The following is a 19,970-nucleotide window of genomic DNA, read 5'->3' on the forward strand; positions in this document are numbered from 1 at the left end:
CCCGGCATCGATCCGCTGGCACGCGGATCGCTGTCGACGGGCTCCACGAAAGGCGCGGCGGTCCCCGCCCGCCGCGGCGCGGTCGACTTCACGACGCGGTGCGCTCCGCAGAGCGGGGTGCGTCGCCCGGCATCGATCCGCCGGCACGCGGATCACTGTCGGCGGGCTCCACTACGGCGCGGCGGTCCCCGCCCGACACGGCGCGGTCGACTTCACGACGTGGTGCGTTCCGCGGAGCGAGGTGCGTCGCCAGGCATCGATCCGCTGACACGCGGATCGCTGTCGGCGGGCTCCACGAGGGCGCGGCGGTCCCCGCCCGCCGCGGCGCGGTCGGCTTCACGACGTGGTGCGTTCCGCAGAGCGGGGCGCGTCGCCCGGCATCGATCCGCTGACACGCGGATCGCTGTCGGCGGGCTCCACCTCGTCGAGCGGCGGCCACCTGCTCCTGCGGTCGAGCAGGGCGGGCGTGCCCGAGTCGTGCCGGTCGAGTAGCCGCGGGACGCGGCGTATCGAGACCCACCAGGCACGGGCAACGGGTCGATGCTGGTCGAGAGGCCGCGGGACGCGCGGCATCGAGACCCACCGGACCGGGACTGCCCGTGCTCCTGCGGGCCCGCGTCAGGAGGCCAGGACGGCGACCGTCATGCCGGGCGTCGCGGCGGGGGCGTCCATCGCGGCGAGGGCGGCGGGCAGGTCCTCGAAGGCGATGGTGCGGCCGACGGAGTCGGCGGGGCGCAGACGGCCGGCGACGACGTCGTCGAGGAGGGCCGTGTAGCCGCTTCGGGCGATGCCGTGGCTGCCCAGCAGCTCGAGCTCCTGGGCGATGACCCGGCCGAGCGGGATCGCCGGTGCGGCATCGGGCCCGAGGAGCAGACCCACCTGCACGTGCCGGCCGCGCGGACGCAGGGCGGCGATCGACGCCTCCGCCGTGACGCTGCTTCCGACGGCGTCGATCGCCAGATGCGCACCTCCTCCGGTCGCCGCCCGGATCGCCTCGGCGGCACCCTCGCCTCCGGGGACGGTCACCGCCCCGAGCGCGGCTGCGGCCTCCCGCGCCGGGGCGGAGACGTCCGACGCCACCACACGGGCCCCGGCCGCGAGCGCGACGATCACCGCGGAGAGGCCGACTCCGCCGCAGCCCAGCACCGCGACCCACTCCCCCGGGGCGACCCGGCCGCGCTCGTGCAGGGCGTGGTACGCGGTCCCGAAGCGGCAGCCGAGACCGGCCGCCTCGACGAAGCCGACGGAGTCGGGCAGTCGCACCAGGTTCAGATCCGCACCCGGCACGGCCACCGCCTCGGCGAACGACCCGTCGAGGGTGAATCCCGGCTGCTGCTGCCGGAGGCACACCTGCGTCGCCCCCTCCCGGCACTGCTCGCAGTCGCCGCAGGCGAACACGAACGGCGCTGTGACCCGGTCACCGACCGCGAAGAGCGACACCTGGGCTCCCGTCGCGATCACCGTCCCGGCGAACTCGTGCCCGGGGATCTGCGGAAGGACGACCGAGTCGTCGTGCCCCTTCCACGCGTGCCAGTCGCTTCGGCACACCCCGGTCGCCGCGACGCGGACGACGACGCCGTCGACGGGGCAGACGGGCTCCGGGACCTCGATGATCGCGGGGAGGGCGGAGAAGGACGAGTAGCTCACGGCGCGCATGCCGAGAGTCTCCCAGAGGCCCGGGCCGCGCTCTGCTTACAGTGCGTCGACCGGGATGCCGCCGGTGCCCGGCTGGGCGGGCTCGCGGTGGACCGGGTAGACCGTGCCCCGGGCGCGGTCGATCGCGATGCTGCCGAGGGCGAGCACGATTCCTGCCGCGGTCAGGCCCACGCCGACCCAGATGGGCGACAGATAGCCCAGTCCGGCGGCGATCGTCAGGCCGCCGAGCGCGGCACCCACCGAGTTGCCGATGTTGAGCGCGGAGTGGTTGAGCGCGGCCGCGATCGTCTGGCTGTCGCGCGCCACGTCCATCAGCCGGGTCTGGATCGCGGGCGACGCGGCGGCCGAGAAGCCCGCCGAGAGGAACGCGAACACCACCAGCCCGACGACCGACGAGGCCGACAGCGCGAGCCCGATCAGCGAGACGCCGACGCCGGCGAAGAACACCACCAGCGCCCGCCGCACGTCGCGGTCGGCGGCCCAGCCGCCGACGAGGTTGCCGACGGTCATCCCGAGGCCGATGACGACCAGGATCCACGGGACCGCGCCGAGCGGCAGGCCCGTCACCTCGGTCGCGAGCGGCGAGATGTAGCTGTACATCGCGAAGAGTCCGCCGAAGCCGATGGCGCCGACGAGCAGGGTCATCCAGACCTGCAGGCGCCCGAACGCCCGCAGCTCGTTGCGGACGGTCGCCGCCGGATTCCCGGGCTGCGCGGGCACCAGAAGCTGGACGGCCACGACGGTCAGCGCGAAGAGCACCGCGACCACGAGGTAGGCGCTGCGCCAGCCGGCCACCTGCCCGACCCAGGTGATCGCGGGCACGCCGACGACGTTCGCGATCGTGAGCCCGGAGAGGACGAACGCGACTCCCTTGCCGCGCTTGCCGGGACCCATCAGGTCGGCGGCGACCAGGGAGGCGATGCCGAAGTAGGCACCGTGCGGGAGCGCGGCGACGAAGCGCGCGGCGAGGACGAGCGGGAAGCTCGGGAGCAGCGCCGAGCCGATCGTCCCGACGGTGAAGGCGACGAGGAGGGTCAGGAGGAGCCTCTTGCGCGGCCAGCGCGCCGCTGCGGCGGCGATGGTGGGGGCGCCGACCACGACGCCGAGTGCGTAGGCCGAGATCAGCATCCCGGCCTGCGAGACGGCCTGCTCCTGGCTCACGGCCCAGACCCCGGGGAGGAGGTCGGCGGCGAGCTGCGGGAGGAGCCCCATCGCGACGAACTCGGTCGAGCCGATGCCGAAGCCCCCCATCGCGAGGGCGAGCAGGGCGAGGCGGGTCCGAGCGGGCGAGAGCGTCACCGGTCAAGGCTACTCAGGATCGGGCGGATGTCGAATCGATTCGAGAAAGCCCGGACACGAGAGGTCTCGGCGCGGACCCGCTACTCCCCCAGCGCGTCGTTCAGCCGGGCGGTCTTGCCGTCGATCTCGCCCGAGTAGCCGGGGCGGATGTCCGCCTTCAGGACGAGCGACACGCGCGTCCCGAACGCTCCGACGGCCTCCGTCGCGCGCTTGACGACGTCGAAGACCTCGTCCCACTCCCCCTCGATCTCGGTGAACATCGAGGTCGTCCGCGACGGCAGGCCGCTCTCGCGGACGATGCGGACGGCGGCGGCGACGGCGTCGTGGACGGACGCGTCGGGCGCCTCGCCCCCGGACGGTGCGACCGAGAATGCGACGAGCATGGGAGCCTCCTTGACTGCGCGCACCGCGTGCCGGCCCCGCGCCCTCCGAGCCTACGAGCCCTGGGGCGCCAGGCGGGTCTCGCCGGTCAGCGACGACGCGGAAGTCGTGGCGCCGGGTGCGACGACCCGCGCCGTCCCCATCCTCCACAGCTCGCGCAGCAGCCAGCCGAGCAGCACCACGAGGAGGATGTTCCGCACGGTCAGCACGAGCACCATCCACCAGTGCGACCAGAGGAGGAAGAGGTAGAGGTACGGGTAGACCACCTGGGTCAGAGCCGCAGTGACGAGGGTCAGCTTCGCGGGCCGGTCGAACGCGCCGTCGCGGCACGCGATCAGCCCGGCGATCACCGGCGGCGCGAGCCAGACGATGTACTGCGGCGAGAGCACCTTGTTGGTGTCGATGAACACGACCACGAAGGTCAACGCGAGCAGCGGGAACAGCCTCGCGGGGTCCGCCCGGAGGGCGAGAGCACGGGCACCCAGCAGGGCCACGCCGAGCATGGCCAGAGCGAGCAGCGGGGTCATCAGGCTCGCCGCGAACTCGGTGCCGGGCCCGTGCATCTCGAAGGTGTTGATGTCGGCGGCGTAGTAGACGTAGCTCCCCGATCCCGGGAGGACCGACAGCCACATCCAGGGAGTGCTCACGACGGCCTCGATCTGGAGGCCCCGATCGGTCTGATCGGTGACGAAGCTGAAGACCTGGTCCCCGCCACCGACGAGGACGACCGCGAGCACGATGATCACGGAGGCGACCGCGGGGACGAGGACCATCCGCAGCCGTCCGCGCAGGACCAGCACGGCAGCGGCGAGGATCGCGGCCGGCCACACCTTGATCCAGGTGGCCACGGTCAGCAGCAGCGCCGCGACGCCCGGACGGGTCGCAGCCCAGAGCATCCCGGCGATGGCCGGCGGCGCGGTGAAGGCGTCGATGCGGCCGATCGCGATCGGCCCGAGGAGGACGAGGAACAGCAGCCACCAGCGCGCCGCGGCGAGGCGCGGTGCCGACCGGCCGCGCAGCAGCAGGGCGAAGGCGGCGGCGTCGGCGAGCGCGACGAGGACGAGCCACATCAGGTCGTAGCCCGCCGAGCCGAAGAGCCAGGAGGCGGCGATCGGGCCCCAGGCGAGGATCGGGTAGACCCAGCCCGTGTCGATCCCGGCGATGCCGCCGCCCTCGACGGCGGTCCTCATCCACTCCTTGTAGACGATGCTGACGTCGCCCATCGGCAGACCCGGAGCGAACAGCGCCAGGAGGGAGAGCACCACGTGCACCAGCGCGAAGGCGCCCCAGAGCACGGCGACGGAGTCGCGGTTCTCGCGCAGCCGGGCGAGGGGGCGGGAGGACGCTCGGGGAGGGGAGGACGGCACCGCGTCATTGTAGGGGGGCCGCTGAACGGGACCCTGGCAGCACCTGAGCCCGCCTGAGAGCGCCGCTCCCGCCGGGCATCGGTCCCCCCGGCGGCGTCGGTCGCCGCCGGGCGTCAGCGGCCGGCGTCGCGACCCGACGAACTCAGTAGCCGGCGAACGCGTCGGTGCGGATCCGCTTCGGCCCGGCACCGCGCAGGGCGCCGCGGACCGAGTCGACGAACGACGGCGACCCGGAGACGTAGCCCACGCGGCGGCCGGCGTCCGGCACCGCATCCGCGAGCAGCTCGGCGGTCAGTCGGCCTGTGACGTGCGACCACCGTGCGGGCAGGTCGGTCGGCGCCTCCTTCGAGCAGAGCACGACCCGGGCCCCCGACTCCTGCAGCAGGTCGCGGTACGCGACCTCGGCGAGGCTCGGCGCGGCGACCACGACGACGACGTCGCGCCGCGGACCGTCCGCGAGCGAGCGGAGCTGACTGGCGAACGGGGTGATCCCGATGCCCCCCGCCACCAGCAGCAGTGGCACGGCGGGATCGGCAGGCAGGACGAAGTCACCGCCGACGCTCGTCGCCCGGAGCGAGTCGCCGGGCTCCAGAGCGGCGAGGGCGCGCTTGAAGCTGCTCGCCTTCTCCGGCATCCGCAGGGCGATCGCGATCTCGCCGTCGGACGGAGCGGAGGAGACCGAGAAGGTGCGCCGGCTGCCCCGGCTGTCGGCGCGGTGCGGCAGGTCGAGCTCGAGCCACTGGCCCGGCTCGAAGGCCAGCGGCGAGCGGGAGCGGAAGCGGTACTCCGCGATGCCCGGCGCCAGCACGCGTGTCGAGGCGAGCTCGAGCGTGTGCCGCCGACGCTGGCGGAATGCGAAGGCGAACGCGAGGGCGTTGCCGACCACGAGGCCCAGCTCCGGAGTGGCGGAGACGACGCCGATGTGGAAGGGGACGCTCGCCACGAGCGCTGCGACGACCGCGATGATCAGCTGCTGCGAGCGGCGCGGCGCGAGCGTGAGCGGCTCCGTCAGCATGAAGGCGCCGGCGAAGACGAAGGGGTAGGCCGTGAGGACCAGGGCCGCCGCGGCGCCGAGGTCCTGGCCGTTCTGCACCGCCTGCTGCACGGACACCCCGCCGGCGACGACGACGAAGACGGCGAAGACGGCCCAGCGGCGGACCCGCGCGACGATCAGGAGGGAGCCCACGACGACGAACGGCCAGATCGCGCCACTGGCGATCCACCAGGCTCCGGCGTTGAGCCCGGTGAAGCCGATGATCAGCACGGCGACCGCGGCCGGGTTGAAGAGGTGGCGGCCCCGCCAGGCCAGGACGTACTTGGACGCGGCGGCGATCGCGCCGACGAGCGCGATCACGGCGAGCCCGCGAGGATCGGCCGTCGGGAAGAGCAGGCAGGCGATCAGCAGACCGGTGACGAGCGAGGACTCCAGGTGCGCGCGGCTGCGGAACAGCCGCGCGAGGACCGCGCTGACCAGGGCCGTCGAGGCGACGGCGACGAGCGTCGTGCCGAGGATCTCGAGCGGCGTCGAGAAGATCAGGCCGGCTGCGGCGTAGCCGACGGCGACGAGCAGGAGCGCGGCGAGCGTCATCCAGACCAGCCGGTAGGTGGTGACGCGGCCGAGGGCGCGGTCGAAGGTGCCGATCATCGGAAGACCTCTCCGGGGAAGGAAGGCGAGTAGTGGAGGGTGCCGTCGCTGCGGACGCGGACGAACTCGAAGTCGAAGCGCTCGGCGAGGGCCTCGGGCGGGCAGACGAACAGCGCGGTCGCGAGCCCGTCGGCGACGAGGGCCGTGTCGGCCACCGCCCAGGTGGCGACGACGGTCTCGACCGGAGCTCCGGTCCGCCCGTCGAGGACGTGGTGGAGGCCGCTGCCCCAGGCGCGGCGGTTGCTCGCCGAGCCGCAGAGCGCGCGGTCGCCGGGCACCGCCACTCCCAGTGCCTTGCTCGGGTCCCACGGGTGCTCGAGGCCGACCCGGACGGGTCCGGCTCCGATGCCCCGGAGGTCGCCGCTCGCGTCGACGACGGCGGGCCCGGCGCTGTCGAGCTCCTCGAGGACGAGGTCGACGAGCTGGCCCTTGCCCGCGGCGCCGACGTCGACGACGGTCCCGGGCTCGATCCGCAGGCCCGCCGCCCCGCGTCGGGCGGCGGCCCAGGAGGGAGCGGGGACGGCGGGTCCGCGCGGGACGAGGGTGTACGCGGAGTCGTAGCCGAGCTGCTCGAGAGAGCCGCCGACGAAGGGGGTGACCGCCCCGCCGGTCAGCTCGTCGAGCACGTCGTACAGTGCGAAGAGGTCGGCCGCCTCGTCGGGGAAGACGTGCTCGCCTCCGACCCGCAGCTGCGAGACGGCGGAGTCGTCACGGAACCGCGACCAGGTGCGGTCGTACTCCGCGATGCGCGCCTCGACCCGCGAGCGGTGGGAGGGCTCGAGCGGCTCGGCGGTGTCGATCTGCCAGCCGGTGCCGATCGCGTCGAACCGCCACGCGTGGCCGAGGACCGTCGGGGCGTCAGGCCGTGGCATCGGCCTTGATGGTCTCGACGGCGTCGTTGAAGCCGCCGGAGGTGAGGGAGGACCCCGACACCTTGGAGACCTTCAGCTCGTCGAGCTGCTTGCCGACGACCTCGCCCGCGATGCCACCCGCGAAGCGCGACTGGTACTGCTGGCCGGTGGGGTTCTCCGACTCCGGGGTCACGGTCACGTCGGTGACGACGCCGTCGGCGAGGGTCAGCGAGACGCCCACCTTCTCGTTCCCTCCGGGCGAGGTGTAGGCGCCCTCGGCCTCGTAGGTGCCGTCGGCGTAGCTGCTGCCGCTCGCGGCGGAAGACGCGGCGCCGGTGGCCTCGGGGGCGGAGCTGGTGGCGGTGCTCGGAGCGGTGGTGGTCGCCGCGTCGGCGGCGTCGCTCCCGGTCGTGGTGGTGCTGGAGCAGGCGGCGAGCGCGGCGAGGGTGCCGGCGCCGGCGAGGAGGGTCAGGGCGTAGCGGGCGGGAGTCGTGGTCTTCGCGGTCATGTCTGTTCTCCTGGTCAAGGCGGACGCGGCGGATCCGACGGTAGAGGTGCTCGCTTCGAGCACCCGATGAGGCGGCGGTGCGGAGCCGGTGAGCCGGGCCGCGGGCGTCGCTTCCTCCAGGACAACGGCGGCGGTCCCGGTTCGGTTCAGCGCTCGTCCGACGGGCGTGTCAGCGCAGGAGTGCGGCGACCACTCCGGGCAGGTGCTCCGCGATGTCGAGCGCGGCGATCGGGCCGCCGGCGGAGGCGCTCCGTCCGGCCTCCGCGTGCAGGACGGCGGCCGCGGCGGCCACGGGGGCGAGGTCCTCCGCGGTCAGAGTCGCCCCGGCCGCCTCGGCGTCCGCGGCCCGACCGGCGAGGAGTGCGCCGAGCACGCCGCCGAGGACGTCGCCGCTGCCCGCGGTCGCCAGCCAGGGCGTGGATCCGGAGACCTCGAGCTCGACGCCGCCCGCGACGACGTGGGTGATGCCGCCCTTGAGGAGCACGCAGACTCCGAGGCGGTCCGCCGCCCGGCGCGCCCACTCCCCCGGGGCCTCGGCGATCGTCGCGGCGTCCGCGTCCAGACCCGCTCGGCCGAGCACTCCGGCGAGCTCGCGGTAGTGCGGCGTGATGACGACCGGGCCTGCGGCCTCGTCGATCAGGTCGAGCGCGCCCGCGTCGAGCACCACCGGGACTCCCGAGTGCAGCTGCTCGATCAGGGTGCGCCGCTCCTCGTCGCTGCGGTCCTCGGCGCTGGTGCCGGAGCCGACGAGCCAGGCCTGCACGCGCCCCACCGCGGTCACGACCTCCGGCCGCCGGGCGAGCACCAGGCCCCCGGGCCGCTCCGGTCCGAGGTAGCGGACCATGCCGACTCCCGTCCGCACCGCCGCCTCGACGCCGAGCACCGCCGCTCCCGGGTACCGCTCCGACCCGGTCGCGATCCCCAGCACCCCGCGCGTGTACTTGTCGTCGTCCTCCCGCGGCACCCTGATGCTCCGCGCCGCCTCCGCCGTCCCGACCCGCTCACCCATCCCGCCACCCTACGTCGCCCTGCGACGGAGCCGCCCGGTGCCGCCGCTGCCGCACTGGTGCCGGCGCAGCGCACTGGTGCCGGCGCAGCCGCACCCCTCTCCCCTTTCTCCAGGGGGGCGCGTGTGCTGGAGGGGGCATTCGCTGGGCGAAGGAGGAAGCGGTACCGGCGGTACCGCGCCCGACGACAACGCCGCGAACGCCCCCTCCAGCACCCGCGGGCGCGGGCCGAGGAGGGGTCGGATGCAAGGCGGAGGAGGAAGCGATACCGGCGGTATCGCGCCCGACGACAACGCCGCCTCCAGCACCCGCGGGCGCGGGCCGCGGAGGGGTCGGATGCAAGGCGGAGGAGGAAGCGATACCGGCGGTATCGCGCCCGACGACAACGCCCCCTCCAGCACCCGCGGGCGCGGGCCGCGGAGGGGTCGGATGCAAGGCGGAGGAGGAAGCGATACCGGCGGTATCGCGCCCGACGACAACGCCGCAGACGGCCCCTCCGCGGCCCGCGCCTAGCGGCGGGTGGCGTCGTCGACTTCGCCGACGAGCTCCTCGATGATGTCCTCGAGGAACAGCACTCCGGTGGCGCGGCCCTGCTCGTCGAACGCCCGGGCGAGGTGGGCGCCGGTGCGCCGCATGATCGCGAGGGCGTCCTCGAGGTCGGTGGCCTCGAAGATCGAGGCGAGCTGGCGGATGCGCTTGGCGGGGACGGGGAGGCGGAACTTGGCGCCCTCCGTGTCGCCGTCGAGGTCGAGGACGTCCTTGAGGTGGATGTAGCCCTCGGGGGTGCCGTCCTCCCCGAGGATCACGTAGCGCGAGAAGCCGTGCTTGGCGACGGCGCGCTCGACGTCGGCGGGGGTCGCTCCGCTGGGGAGGCTGACGATCCCGTCGAGGGGCAGGGCGACGTCGTGGACCTTCTTCTCGGTGAACTCGAACGCGGCGAGGAGGGTCCCGGTCGAGTCGCGGAGCGTGCCCTCGCGGGTGGACTGGTCGACGATCGTCTGCACCTCCTCGAGCGTGAAGGTGCTGTTCGCCTCGTCCTTGGGCTCCACCTTGAAGAGGCGGAGCACTCCGTTCGAGACCGCGTTGAGGGCGACGATGATCGGGCGGAGGACCCGGGCGATGGCGACGAGCGGCGGCGCCAGGAGGAGCACGGCGCGGTCGGGCATCGAGAACGAGATGTTCTTGGGGACCATCTCGCCGAGCACCACGTGCAGGAACGACACGATCAGCAGCGTGATGACGAAGGCGACGGTGCCGGAGAGCTCGTCGGGGATGCCGACGGCGTGCAGCGGCACCTCGAGCAGGTGGTGGATCGCCGGCTCACTCACGTTGAGGATCAGCAGCGAGCAGACGGTGATGCCCAGCTGCGTGGTCGCGAGCATCAGTGTGGCGTGCTCCATCGCGGCGAGCGCGGTGATCGCGCTGCGGCGTCCGCTCTCCGCGAGGGGCTCGATCTGGGAGCGGCGCGCGGAGATGACCGCGAACTCCGCTCCGACGAAGAAGGCGTTCGCGGCGAGGAGCACCACGAGCCAGGCGATTCCGGCCCAGTCACTCATCGTCGGACTCCTTCCGTCCGCGGTGTCCGCGGGCGACGTCGGCGAGCGGGTCGGGGATCCCGTCGGGATCCGCGTCGGGGTCGGGCGTGAAGCGGAGGCGGTCGATGCGGCGGCCGTCCAGGCGCTCGACGCGCAGCGAGCCGCCCTCGACGTCGACCCGGTCGCCGACGGCGGGGAGGCGGCCGAGCTCGCTCATCACGAATCCGGCGACCGTCTCGTAGGGCCCCTCCTCGGGGATGTGCACGCCGGCGCGGTCGAGGACCTCGTCGGGGCGGAGCATGCCGGGGAAGGTGGTGGAGCCGGGGAGCTTGACCACGTCGGCCCGGGAGCGGTCGTGCTCGTCGGCGACCTCGCCGACCAGCTCCTCGACCAGGTCCTCGAGCGTGGCGACGCCCGCCGTCCCGCCGTACTCGTCGACGACGACCGCGAGCTGGAAGCCGCGTCCGCGCAGCTCCGTGAGCAGCACGTCGAGCTTCATGGTCTCGGGGACGCGGAGCGGCTCGGAGCGCAGCGCCGTGACCGGCACGTCGGACCTCTTGCCGCGGGGCACGGCGACGGCCTGCTTGACGTGCACGACTCCGACGATGTCGTCGATGTCGTCGTCCGTGATCGGGAAGCGCGAGAACCCGGTGGTGCGGGCGAGGTCGAGCACGTCCTGCGCGGTGCTCGCGCGCTCGACCGTCGACAGGCGCAGGCGCGGCGTCATCACGTCGCCCGCGGTGAGGGCGGAGAAGCGGAGGGTGCGCCCGAGCAGGTCGGCCGTGTCCTCCTCGAGCAGTCCGGCGCTGGCGGAGTGGCGCACGAGGCTCGAGAGCTCCTCGGCGCTGCGGGCGCCCGAGAGCTCCTCCTTCGGCTCGATGCCGACCAGGCGCAGCAGGGCGTTCGCGCTGCCGTTCAGCAGGGCGACGGCCGGGCGGAACACCGTCGTGAACGCGGTCTGCAGCGGCACGACGAGCTTCGCGGTCGCCCGCGGCAGAGCGAGGGCGAAGTTCTTGGGGACCAGCTCGCCGAGGATCATCGACAGCAGGGTCGCGATGACGATGGCGACCACCGTCATGACCGGCGCGAGCGCCTCCTCCGGGATGCCGAGTCCGCTGAACGGCTCCTGGAGCAGCGTCGAGAGGGCGGGCTCCATCGTGTAGCCGGTGAGCAGCGTCGTGAGAGTGATGCCCAGCTGCGCGCTCGAGAGGTGCGTGGAGGTGACGCGCAGGGCCGCGATGGTCATGCCCAGGCGCGTCTCGCCACGGTCGCGACGGGCCTCGAGGTCGGCCCGGTCGAGGTTCACCAGCGCGAACTCGCTGGCGACGAAGACGCCGGTGCCCAGGGTCAGCAGCAGGCCGACGCCGAGGAGGAGCCACTCAGTTCCCACGGTGGTCGCCCCCGGTCACGAGAGGACTACAAGCAGGAACCGTGTTCGTCCGCTTTACGGCAATTTGGGTAGAGGGAGGGTCATCCATTATGGCCCTCACCATACCAACTCACGGAAGCGCGATGGGACACCGCTAGCCTTTGTCTACTCAAAAATATGATCTTTGCGGACTTGCGAGGCGATCAGAACATCGAAAAGGCTAAATTCGTCATTTTGATGAAAATAATTGACAACATTCGTTCCTCCAAATATATGCTATCCGACATTCATTGCTTTCCAAATGCCACGATGTAGAATGATATGATCAGTGTAGCCGAGGACTGAATTCCGATTACGGAACTTGAAAGAGAATTTCTCTAGCGCCCTCGAAGACGTTCGAGTTCCTATTGCAGAGCGGTCATATAACGCATTCAGCATTCGATCAATATCGAGATCCTCGAAAGCCGATACCTTATTTTTACTTGCGAAGGCCTTAAGTTGGTCTGCTTTGAAATCTCGACTTTTCATGGCGGCAATTAGCTGCAACATTGCATCTATCTCAGCCGGCTGGCCGACTCCAACGAGCTCGTCCTTGATCTCGGGGAAAAAGTATTCAATTGAGTAATGCCGCATTCCGCTAGACACCTGCTCAATTGTTAGTTTTTCGAACGGCTTCGCGAAGACCTGGATGCTTTCCAAGAGTTGCAAAAAGTCACGCGGCGTGTGGCGAGTCAGTGTCAATAGGGCCTTCACGATCGGTTCGCCGTCGATAGTACTCGGCAGGAAGTCGAGCAACGTTGCTGATCGATCCCCCGTCGCTAGCTGCACTCGAAGATCAGCAAGCGCCATCAGAGCGGAATTTTCTGGAGTCGCGGTATCGTGATACCAGTCGAGGCTTACAGCACTATCTCGTCTTACCTTGTTTTTATTTGCGTCAGGGAAGAGTTCGAAAAGGTCCGTTCTGCAAAGTAGAACAACTTTTGCTGGGACCGACCACGCAATAAACTCCTCATTTATACGCGAGACCTCTTGCAACAGAGCGGCTAGAGAAACATATTGGATCTCTTTATGGGTAAGAATATCGTCAAGGCCGTCAATGATTATAATGTGTTGCGAAGTCGATTTAAATGTTCGGACAGCGACTCGCAAATGTTCAACGAGCTGAAGCAGACCAACCCCCTCCGACGTCTGCGCAGTCTCTCTGGTCGCAGCAATAAGTTTTGGGATTTGTGCCTTGAAAGAATTTTTCGAAGACGTTACGACGAGTCCCTTAAAGTCTCCGATCGGCAAATAGTTGGCCTTCTTTAGAGCAGCGACTGATTTTGCGAACATAGGACTTTTCGGTGCACTATCTCTATCAAAGGAATCTAAGAAGCGTAACAATATTAGCCAGGCCCAAGATGTAGGGTAGCGACTCTCAGGTTCGTCTACCGCAGAACCCACCTTGCCAAAAGCATTAAAGGGGAAATCTTTCAAAACCATCGGCTGTACCACTAAGTCAATTGAATCTGCGCCATCCAAGATCAGCCGTTGCCCGATAGCCGATTTCCCTGAACCTTTATAACCCAAGAAAAGAAATTTATCCCCGTAACGGGCCTGTTCAATCACATCTTGGTGGTCGTAAAACCCCTGCAGCAAAAGATCGGGACGTAAGGAACCCTCTTTTTCTGCGCTTGCATATCCGAACTTAATTGCCTTGTAGTCATGCTTGATCTTCTGCCCCATTTTGATACCCGTTCGTTCAGCCTGGTCGTCTCCCCAACCTACCCGAGCCTGAGTTCATTTGTCAGAGCCACTTCTTCCTCTTGAACACCGCGTAGAGCGCGAAGCCGAACAGCACCATCAGGCCCAGCGCCCACGGGTAGCCCAGCCGCCAGTGCAGCTCGGGCATGTCGTCGAAGTTCATCCCGTAGATGCCGGCCACGAGCGTCGGAGCGAAGAGGATCGCCGCCCAGGAGGAGATCTTGCGGACCACGTCGTTCTGGGCGAGCCCGGTCTCGGTCTGGCGCCGCGAGACGAGCGTCGAGTGCACGGTGAGCGCCTTGTCGAGGATCGCGCGGAGGGAGTCGACCGCCTCCGTGACGCGGATGGTGTGGTCGAGCACGTCGCGGAGGGAGCGGCGCAGCTCGATCCGCTCCGGCGAGGGCGAGGGCTCCCCCTCCACGGGCGTCGACTCCTGCAGCAGCTCGTGCAGCAGGGCGGTCAGCGGCTGCACCGAGCGCTGGAAGTGGATGACCTCGCGCGAGAGCCGGTAGATGCGCTCGGAGAGTCCGTCGTCCGAGTCGTCGCCGAAGAGCTGGTCCTCGATCTCGTCCACGTCGCCCTGGACGCCGAACACCACCGGCGCGTACTCGTCGACGACCTGGTCGAGGATCGCGTAGAGCACCGCTTCGGGCCCGCGGGCGAGGAGGGCCGGATCCTCCTCCAGGCGGCGCCGCACGCGGGCGAGGTCCGGGGAGTCGGCGTGCCGGATGGTGACCACGAAGTCGGGGCCGACGAAGACGTGCAGCTCGCCGAAGACGACCGTCTCGGCGGCGTCCGCGTAGCGCGCCGGCCGCAGCACGACGAAGAGCCCGTCGTCGTAGCGCTCGAGCTTGGCCCGCTGGTGCCCGCTGAGCGCGTCCTCGACGGCGAGCGGGTGCAGCCCGAACTCCTCGGCGACCGCCTCGACCTCCTCGCGCGTCGGGCGGTAGAGGCCGATCCAGGCCATGCCGTGCTCGTCGCGCATCAGCTCGAAGGTGTCCTCGAGCGAGTCGGGGTTCCGGATGCGGCGGCCGTCGACGTACACGGCGTTGTCGACGATGGTCATGGGCTCGGTTCTAGCACGCGGCGCCCGCTCACCAGCTGACCGGCAGCGCCTTGCCCTCCTCGTAGCCCGCGGCCGACTGCAGGCCCACGTGCGCCCGCTCGTGGAAGTCGGCCACGCTCCGGGCGCCGGCGTAGGTGAAGGACGAGCGGACCCCCGAGGTGATCATGTCGAGCAGGTCCTCGACCGAGGGCCGCAACGGGTCGAGGTAGATGGTGGAGGAGGAGATGCCCTCGGCGAAGAGGCGCTTGCGGGCGAGCTCGTAGGCGTCGAGGCGGTCGAAGCGCTCCTGCACCGCCTTGGCCGAGGCCATGCCCCAGCTCTCCTTGTAGACCCGGCCGACCGCGTCGCTGCGCAGCTCCCCCGGCGCCTCGATCGTGCCGGCGAACCAGGAGCCGATCATCACGGAGGCGGCGCCCGCGGCCAGCGCGAGGGCGACGTCGCGCGGGTAGCGCACCCCGCCGTCCGCCCAGACGTGGGCGCCCAGCTCGTGCGCGCGCTCGGCCGTCTCGAGGACGGCCGAGAACTGCGGTCGGCCGACCGCGGTCATCATCCGCGTGGTGCACATCGCGCCGGGGCCGACGCCGACCTTGAGGATGTCCGCTCCCGCGTCGACGAGGTCGTGCACCGCGTCGGCCGTGACGACGTTGCCCGCCGCGATCGGCACTCCGAGATCGAGCGCGGAGACCGTCCGGAGCGCCCGGAGCATCCCCTCCTGGTGGCCGTGCGCGGTGTCGAGGACGAGGACGTCGACGCCCGCGGAGACGAGCGCGCGCGCCTTCGCCTCGACGTCGCCGTTGATGCCGATCGCCGCCGCGACGCGCAGACGCCCGTCCGCGTCGAGCGCCGGGTCGTAGACGGTGGAGCGGAGGGCGCCGGTGCGCGACAGCGTGCCGACCAGGGCGCCGTGGTGCAGCACGGGGGCGAAGTCGAGGTCGGCGGCCACCATGAGGTCGAAGGCGGCCCGCGCGGTGGGCACGTCGTCGGCGTCGATCGAGGGGGTGGCGGAGTGCACCAGGTCGCCCAGGCGCGCGTCCGGCAGCGCGGTCGCCAGGCGCGCGGCCGGGACGCAGCCGAGGATCGCGCCGCCCTCCTCCTGCACCACGAAGCCGTGGCCGGCGACGGCCGGCAGGATGCGCAGCGCCTCCTCCACGGTCGTCGCCGGCGAAGCGGTGAGGGCGCCGGAGAAGGCGACCGGCTGGCGCTTCACCCAGCGGATCGCGGCGTCCAGCGCCTGCAGGGGCATGTCCTGCGGGAGGACGCCGAGCCCGCCCCGGCGCGCGAGCGTCGCTGCGAGGCGCTGACCGGTGACCGAGTTCATGTTGGAGGAGACGACGGGGATCGTCGCCCCGGTGCCGTCGCCCGGGGCGAGCGAGACGTCGAGGCGGCTCGTCACCGACGAGCGGCCGGGGACGAGGAAGACGTCCGAGTAGGTGAGGTCGCCTGAGGGTGTTCCGCCGGAGAAACGCATGGGGGAAACGCTACTCCGGCGCGGCCCCGGGTCGGCCGTGCAGGGAACGGGGCTAGGCTTGGCGACCGGGACGGGACCAGGCGACGGCACCGGTTCCCGCTGGTGCGAGGACGACCTCCTCCGCCGCGGTGGCAGGCGCCGAGGGATGCGACGGGCCCGTCCGGATGATCGAGGACGAATCAACGGAGAGAGTGGGCGATCGGCTGTGTCGAGCCAGTTGACCGGAGCAGGAACAGAGCAGGGCGCGGAGGACTTCGGAGCCAACGAGTGGCTCGTGGAGGAGCTGTACGAGCAGTACAGCGCCGACCGCGCCTCGGTGGACGAGTCCTGGTGGCCCATCCTGGAGCGCTACGGCGCCCAGCTCGCGAACTCCGGCAAGGACGCTCCGGCTCCGGCTCCCGCCGCGGCACCCGCGCCCGCCGCCTCGAAGCCCGCCGCTGCCGCCGAGCGCGTCTCGTCGAGCGGCGGAGGCGCCGTGACCCATCCCGCCGCGGCCTCCTCCTCCGAGTCGACCCCCGCCTCCCGCACCACGTCGAAGCAGCCGAAAGCGCAGCCGATCCCGGCCGACGCTCCGGTGAGCAAGCCCTCCGCCGAGGACTCGACGCCGGACGAGGACGTCGTCACCCCGCTCCGCGGCATGGCGAAGAGCCTCGCGACCAACATGGACGCCAGCCTCAGCATCCCCACCGCGACGAGCGTCCGCACGATCCCTGCGAAGCTGATGATCGACAACCGCATCGTCATCAACAACCACCTGCGCCGCACCCGCGGCGGCAAGGTCTCGTTCACGCACCTGATCGGCTGGGCGCTCATCCGCGCGCTCAAGGACTTCCCGAGCCAGAACGTGTTCTACGACGAGGTCGACGGCAAGCCCGCGGTCGTCGCCCCGGCGCACGTCAACCTCGGCATCGCGATCGACATGCCGAAGCCCGACGGCACGCGCGCCCTGCTCGTGCCGAGCATCAAGCGCGCCGACACGCTGAGCTTCACGGCCTACCTCTCGGCCTACGAGGACCTGGTCAAGCGCGCGCGCGGCAACAAGCTCGTCGCCGGCGACTTCGCGGGCACCACGCTCTCGCTGACGAACCCCGGCGGCATCGGCACGGTCCACTCCGTCCCCCGCCTGATGAAGGGCCAGGGCTGCATCATCGGAGCCGGCGCCCTCGAGTACCCGGCGGAGTTCCAGGGCGCGTCCGAGAAGACGCTGGTCGAGCTGGGCATCGGCAAGACCATCACCCTGACCTCGACCTACGACCACCGCGTCATCCAGGGCGCCGGCTCGGGCGAGTTCCTCAAGATCGTGCACGAGCTCCTGCTCGGCGGCCGCGGCTTCTACGAGGACATCTTCGCCGCGCTGCGCATCCCCTACGACCCGATCCACTGGTCCACGGACATCGCCGTCGACCTCGCCGAGCGCGTCTCCAAGACCGCCCGCGTGCAGGAGCTCATCAACTCGTTCCGCGTCCGCGGGCACCTGATGGCCGACGTCGACCCGCTGGAGTACGTGCAGCGCTCGCACCCCGACCTCGCCATCGAGAGCCACGGCCTCACCTTCTGGGACCTCGACCGCGAGTTCGTCACGGACGGCTTCGGCGGCAAGCGCCAGCTCAAGCTGCGCGACATCCTCGGGATCCTCCGCGACTCGTACTGCCGCACCGTCGGCGTCGAGTACATGCACATCCAGGACCCGGAGCAGCGCGCCTGGATGCAGCAGAAGCTCGAGCGCGGCTACGAGAAGCCGGGCCACGACGAGCAGCTGCGCATCCTGGGCAAGCTCAACGAGGCCGAGGCCTTCGAGACCTTCCTGCAGACCAAGTACGTGGGCCAGAAGCGCTTCTCGCTCGAGGGCGGGGAGTCGCTCATCGCGCTGCTCGACGCCGTCCTGCAGGGCGCGGCCGACGAGCACCTCGACGAGGTCGCGATCGGCATGGCCCACCGCGGCCGCCTGAACGTGCTGACCAACATCGCCGGCAAGACCTACGGCCAGATCTTCCGCGAGTTCGAGGGCACCCAGGACCCGCGCACGGTCCAGGGCTCCGGAGACGTGAAGTACCACCTCGGCACCGAGGGCACCTTCCGCGGCGCGGCGGGCGAGGAGATCCCGGTCTACCTGGCGGCGAACCCCTCGCACCTCGAGGCCGTGAACGGCGTGCTCGAGGGCATCGTCCGCGCCAAGCAGGACCGCAAGCCCATCGGCACCTTCACCACGCTGCCGATCCTCGTGCACGGCGACGCCGCGATGGCGGGCCAGGGCGTGGTGGTCGAGACCCTGCAGATGTCGCAGCTGCGCGCGTACCGCACCGGCGGCACGATCCACATCAACATCAACAACCAGGTCGGGTTCACGACTCCCCCTCACGAGGCCCGCACCTCGATCTACTCGACCGACGGCGCGAAGACGATCCAGGCGCCGATCTTCCACGTGAACGGCGACGACCCCGAGGCGGTCGTCCATGTCGGGCAGCTCGCGTTCGAGTACCGCCAGCGATTCCACCGCGACGTGGTCATCGACCTGATCTGCTACCGCCGGCGCGGGCACAACGAGGGCGACGACCCCTCGATGACCCAGCCGCTGATGTACAGCCTGATCGAGGCCAAGCGCTCGGTCCGCAAGCTGTACACCGAGGCGCTCGTCGGCCGCGGCGACATCACCGAGGAGGAGTACGACCGCGCCCACCAGGACTTCCAGGACCGCCTGGAGCGCGCGTTCGCCGAGACCCACGCCGCGCAGACCGGCGCGATCCCCGTGATCACCGCCGACGGCGACTCCGTGGCCGACCTCGAGCTGCCCGACGCGCAGCAGGGCGAGGACTACCCGGGCGAGCCCGAGGTGACCGGCGTGAAGACCGAGGTCGTCACCCGCATCGGCGACGCGTTCACGACGCCGCCCGAGGGCTTCACCGTGCACCCCAAGCTCCAGCAGCTGCTGGCGAAGCGCCAGGAGATGAGCCGCTCCGGCTCCATCGACTGGGCCTTCGGCGAGCTGCTCGCGCTCGGCTCGCTGCTGCTCGAGGACACCCCGGTGCGCCTTGTCGGCCAGGACACGCGCCGCGGGACCTTCGTCCAGCGCCACGCTGTCCTCCACGACCGCGAGAACGGCCAGGAGTGGCTGCCGCTGATGAACCTGTCCGAGCAGCAGGCTCGGCTCTGGATCTACGACTCGCTGCTCTCGGAGTACGCGGCGATGGCGTTCGAGTACGGCTACTCGGTGGAGCGGCCCGACTCGCTCGTGCTGTGGGAGGCGCAGTTCGGTGACTTCGCGAACGGCGCCCAGATCGTGATCGACGAGTTCATCTCCTCCGCCGAGCAGAAGTGGGGGCAGCGCTCGTCGCTCGTGCTCCTGCTCCCGCACGGCTACGAGGGCCAGGGCCCCGACCACTCGTCGGCCCGGATCGAGCGCTACCTGCAGATGTGCGCGGAGCGGAACATGACCGTCGCGCGCCCGTCGACGCCGGCGTCCTACTTCCACCTGCTGCGCCGCCAGGCCTACTCCCGGCCCCGCCGACCGCTGATCGTCTTCACCCCGAAGGCGATGCTGCGTCTCCGCGGAGCCTCGAGCCCGGTCGAGGACTTCACCTCGGGCCGCTTCCAGCCGGTGATCGACGACGCGCGGATCCAGGACGCCTCGGCCGTGAAGCGCGTCCTGCTCCACGCCGGCAAGGTCCACTACGACCTCAAGGCGGAGCTCGAGAAGAAGCCCGACGACGGCATCGCGCTGGTCCGGGTCGAGCAGTACTACCCGGCGCCGATCGAGGAGCTGCGCGGCATCGCCGAGCGCTACCCGGACGCGGAGCTCGTCTGGGTGCAGGACGAGCCCGAGAACCAGGGCGCCTGGCCGTTCATGGCCCTCGAGGTCGCTCCGAAGCTGGGCCGGTCCATGCGCGTGGTCTCGCGGCCGTCCGCGGCCTCCCCCGCGGCCGGCTCGGCCAAGCGGCACGCCTCCGAGCAGGCCGACCTGCTGTCGCGGGCGCTCACCCGCTGACCCGCGGTCCGCACGACGCGGTCGGGCCCGTCGGAACCTCGTGTTCCGGCGGGCCCGTCGCGTTGCGGGCGGACCGTGCCTGACCGCAGGCCC

Annotated in this window: 14 protein-coding genes; 1 reads left to right on the forward strand and 13 read right to left on the reverse strand. The window is 70.7% G+C overall.

What is annotated here, in order from left to right; all coding sequences use genetic code 11:
* Positions 1-618: 618 nt before the first annotated feature.
* The 13 genes from C5C69_RS00515 to C5C69_RS00570 form a co-directional block, all read right to left on the reverse strand.
* On the reverse strand, positions 619-1,656 hold the full coding sequence (locus tag C5C69_RS00515; protein ID WP_104257084.1) for an alcohol dehydrogenase catalytic domain-containing protein: 1,038 nt from the start codon (positions 1,654-1,656) through the stop codon (positions 619-621).
* A gap of 36 nt (positions 1,657-1,692) precedes the next feature.
* Positions 1,693-2,907 (reverse strand): MFS transporter, encoded by a 1,215-nt coding sequence (locus tag C5C69_RS00520; protein WP_104257102.1) that lies wholly within the window; start codon positions 2,905-2,907, stop codon positions 1,693-1,695.
* A 128-nt stretch (positions 2,908-3,035) separates the two neighbouring features.
* Positions 3,036-3,338: a thiamine-binding protein gene (locus tag C5C69_RS00525; RefSeq protein WP_104257085.1), complete on the reverse strand. Its 303-nt coding sequence runs from the start codon at positions 3,336-3,338 to the stop codon at positions 3,036-3,038.
* A 51-nt stretch (positions 3,339-3,389) separates the two neighbouring features.
* A complete protein-coding gene (locus tag C5C69_RS00530) occupies positions 3,390-4,703 on the reverse strand; it encodes a glycosyltransferase 87 family protein (protein WP_181126992.1) in 1,314 nt (437 codons plus the stop codon).
* 142 nt (positions 4,704-4,845) lie between these two features.
* Positions 4,846-6,348, reverse strand: coding sequence for an oxidoreductase (locus tag C5C69_RS00535; RefSeq protein WP_104257087.1), 1,503 nt, complete (start codon positions 6,346-6,348; stop codon positions 4,846-4,848).
* Entirely contained in the window at positions 6,345-7,220 is an 876-nt protein-coding gene (locus tag C5C69_RS00540; RefSeq protein WP_104257088.1) for an FAD:protein FMN transferase, read from the reverse strand. Before C5C69_RS00540 ends, C5C69_RS00535 begins: the two co-directional genes overlap by 4 nt.
* Positions 7,207-7,707 carry an FMN-binding protein gene (locus tag C5C69_RS00545; protein ID WP_104224453.1) on the reverse strand — a complete coding sequence of 167 codons (501 nt, stop codon included), beginning with the start codon at positions 7,705-7,707 and terminating at the stop codon, positions 7,207-7,209. The genes C5C69_RS00540 and C5C69_RS00545 overlap by 14 nt, the downstream gene beginning before the upstream one ends.
* Before the next feature lie 169 nt (positions 7,708-7,876).
* A complete protein-coding gene (locus C5C69_RS00550; RefSeq protein WP_104257089.1) occupies positions 7,877-8,716 on the reverse strand; it encodes an ADP/ATP-dependent (S)-NAD(P)H-hydrate dehydratase in 840 nt (279 codons plus the stop codon).
* A gap of 507 nt (positions 8,717-9,223) precedes the next feature.
* A complete protein-coding gene (locus tag C5C69_RS00555; protein ID WP_104224111.1) occupies positions 9,224-10,270 on the reverse strand; it encodes a hemolysin family protein in 1,047 nt (348 codons plus the stop codon).
* Positions 10,263-11,639: a hemolysin family protein gene (locus C5C69_RS00560; protein ID WP_104225499.1), complete on the reverse strand. Its 1,377-nt coding sequence runs from the start codon at positions 11,637-11,639 to the stop codon at positions 10,263-10,265. The genes C5C69_RS00555 and C5C69_RS00560 overlap by 8 nt, the downstream gene beginning before the upstream one ends.
* Before the next feature lie 255 nt (positions 11,640-11,894).
* On the reverse strand, positions 11,895-13,343 hold the full coding sequence (locus C5C69_RS16585) for a P-loop ATPase, Sll1717 family (protein WP_146083583.1): 1,449 nt from the start codon (positions 13,341-13,343) through the stop codon (positions 11,895-11,897).
* 61 nt (positions 13,344-13,404) lie between these two features.
* Positions 13,405-14,427: a magnesium/cobalt transporter CorA gene (gene corA / locus C5C69_RS00565; protein ID WP_104224113.1), complete on the reverse strand. Its 1,023-nt coding sequence runs from the start codon at positions 14,425-14,427 to the stop codon at positions 13,405-13,407.
* A gap of 28 nt (positions 14,428-14,455) precedes the next feature.
* On the reverse strand, positions 14,456-15,895 hold the full coding sequence (locus C5C69_RS00570; protein ID WP_104249514.1) for a GuaB1 family IMP dehydrogenase-related protein: 1,440 nt from the start codon (positions 15,893-15,895) through the stop codon (positions 14,456-14,458).
* Between the two features lie 205 nt (positions 15,896-16,100).
* Between C5C69_RS00570 and C5C69_RS00575 the strand changes: the two genes are divergently transcribed.
* Positions 16,101-19,877: a multifunctional oxoglutarate decarboxylase/oxoglutarate dehydrogenase thiamine pyrophosphate-binding subunit/dihydrolipoyllysine-residue succinyltransferase subunit gene (locus C5C69_RS00575; RefSeq protein WP_181068290.1), complete on the forward strand. Its 3,777-nt coding sequence runs from the start codon at positions 16,101-16,103 to the stop codon at positions 19,875-19,877.
* The last annotated feature ends 93 nt before the right edge of the window (positions 19,878-19,970 follow it).

Source organism: Rathayibacter sp. AY1C7 (assembly GCF_002931865.1).
In the GTDB taxonomy this organism is placed as follows: Bacteria; Actinomycetota; Actinomycetes; order Actinomycetales; family Microbacteriaceae; genus Rathayibacter.

Bases quoted from the DNA above. Each gene is read 5' to 3' on its own strand.
- C5C69_RS00515 (WP_104257084.1), bottom strand. From the start codon at position 1,656: ATGCGCGCCGTGAGCTACTCGTCCTTCTCCGCCCTCCCCGCGATCATC.
- C5C69_RS00520 (WP_104257102.1), bottom strand. From the start codon at position 2,907: ATGGGGGGCTTCGGCATCGGCTCGACCGAGTTCGTCGCGATGGGGCTC.
- C5C69_RS00525 (WP_104257085.1), bottom strand. From the start codon at position 3,338: ATGCTCGTCGCATTCTCGGTCGCACCGTCCGGGGGCGAGGCGCCCGAC.
- C5C69_RS00535 (WP_104257087.1), bottom strand. From the start codon at position 6,348: ATGATCGGCACCTTCGACCGCGCCCTCGGCCGCGTCACCACCTACCGG.
- C5C69_RS00540 (WP_104257088.1), bottom strand. From the start codon at position 7,220: ATGCCACGGCCTGACGCCCCGACGGTCCTCGGCCACGCGTGGCGGTTC.
- C5C69_RS00545 (WP_104224453.1), bottom strand. From the start codon at position 7,707: ATGACCGCGAAGACCACGACTCCCGCCCGCTACGCCCTGACCCTCCTC.
- C5C69_RS00550 (WP_104257089.1), bottom strand. From the start codon at position 8,716: ATGGGTGAGCGGGTCGGGACGGCGGAGGCGGCGCGGAGCATCAGGGTG.
- C5C69_RS00555 (WP_104224111.1), bottom strand. From the start codon at position 10,270: ATGAGTGACTGGGCCGGAATCGCCTGGCTCGTGGTGCTCCTCGCCGCG.
- C5C69_RS16585 (WP_146083583.1), bottom strand. From the start codon at position 13,343: ATGGGGCAGAAGATCAAGCATGACTACAAGGCAATTAAGTTCGGATAT.
- corA (WP_104224113.1), bottom strand. From the start codon at position 14,427: ATGACCATCGTCGACAACGCCGTGTACGTCGACGGCCGCCGCATCCGG.
- C5C69_RS00570 (WP_104249514.1), bottom strand. From the start codon at position 15,895: ATGCGTTTCTCCGGCGGAACACCCTCAGGCGACCTCACCTACTCGGAC.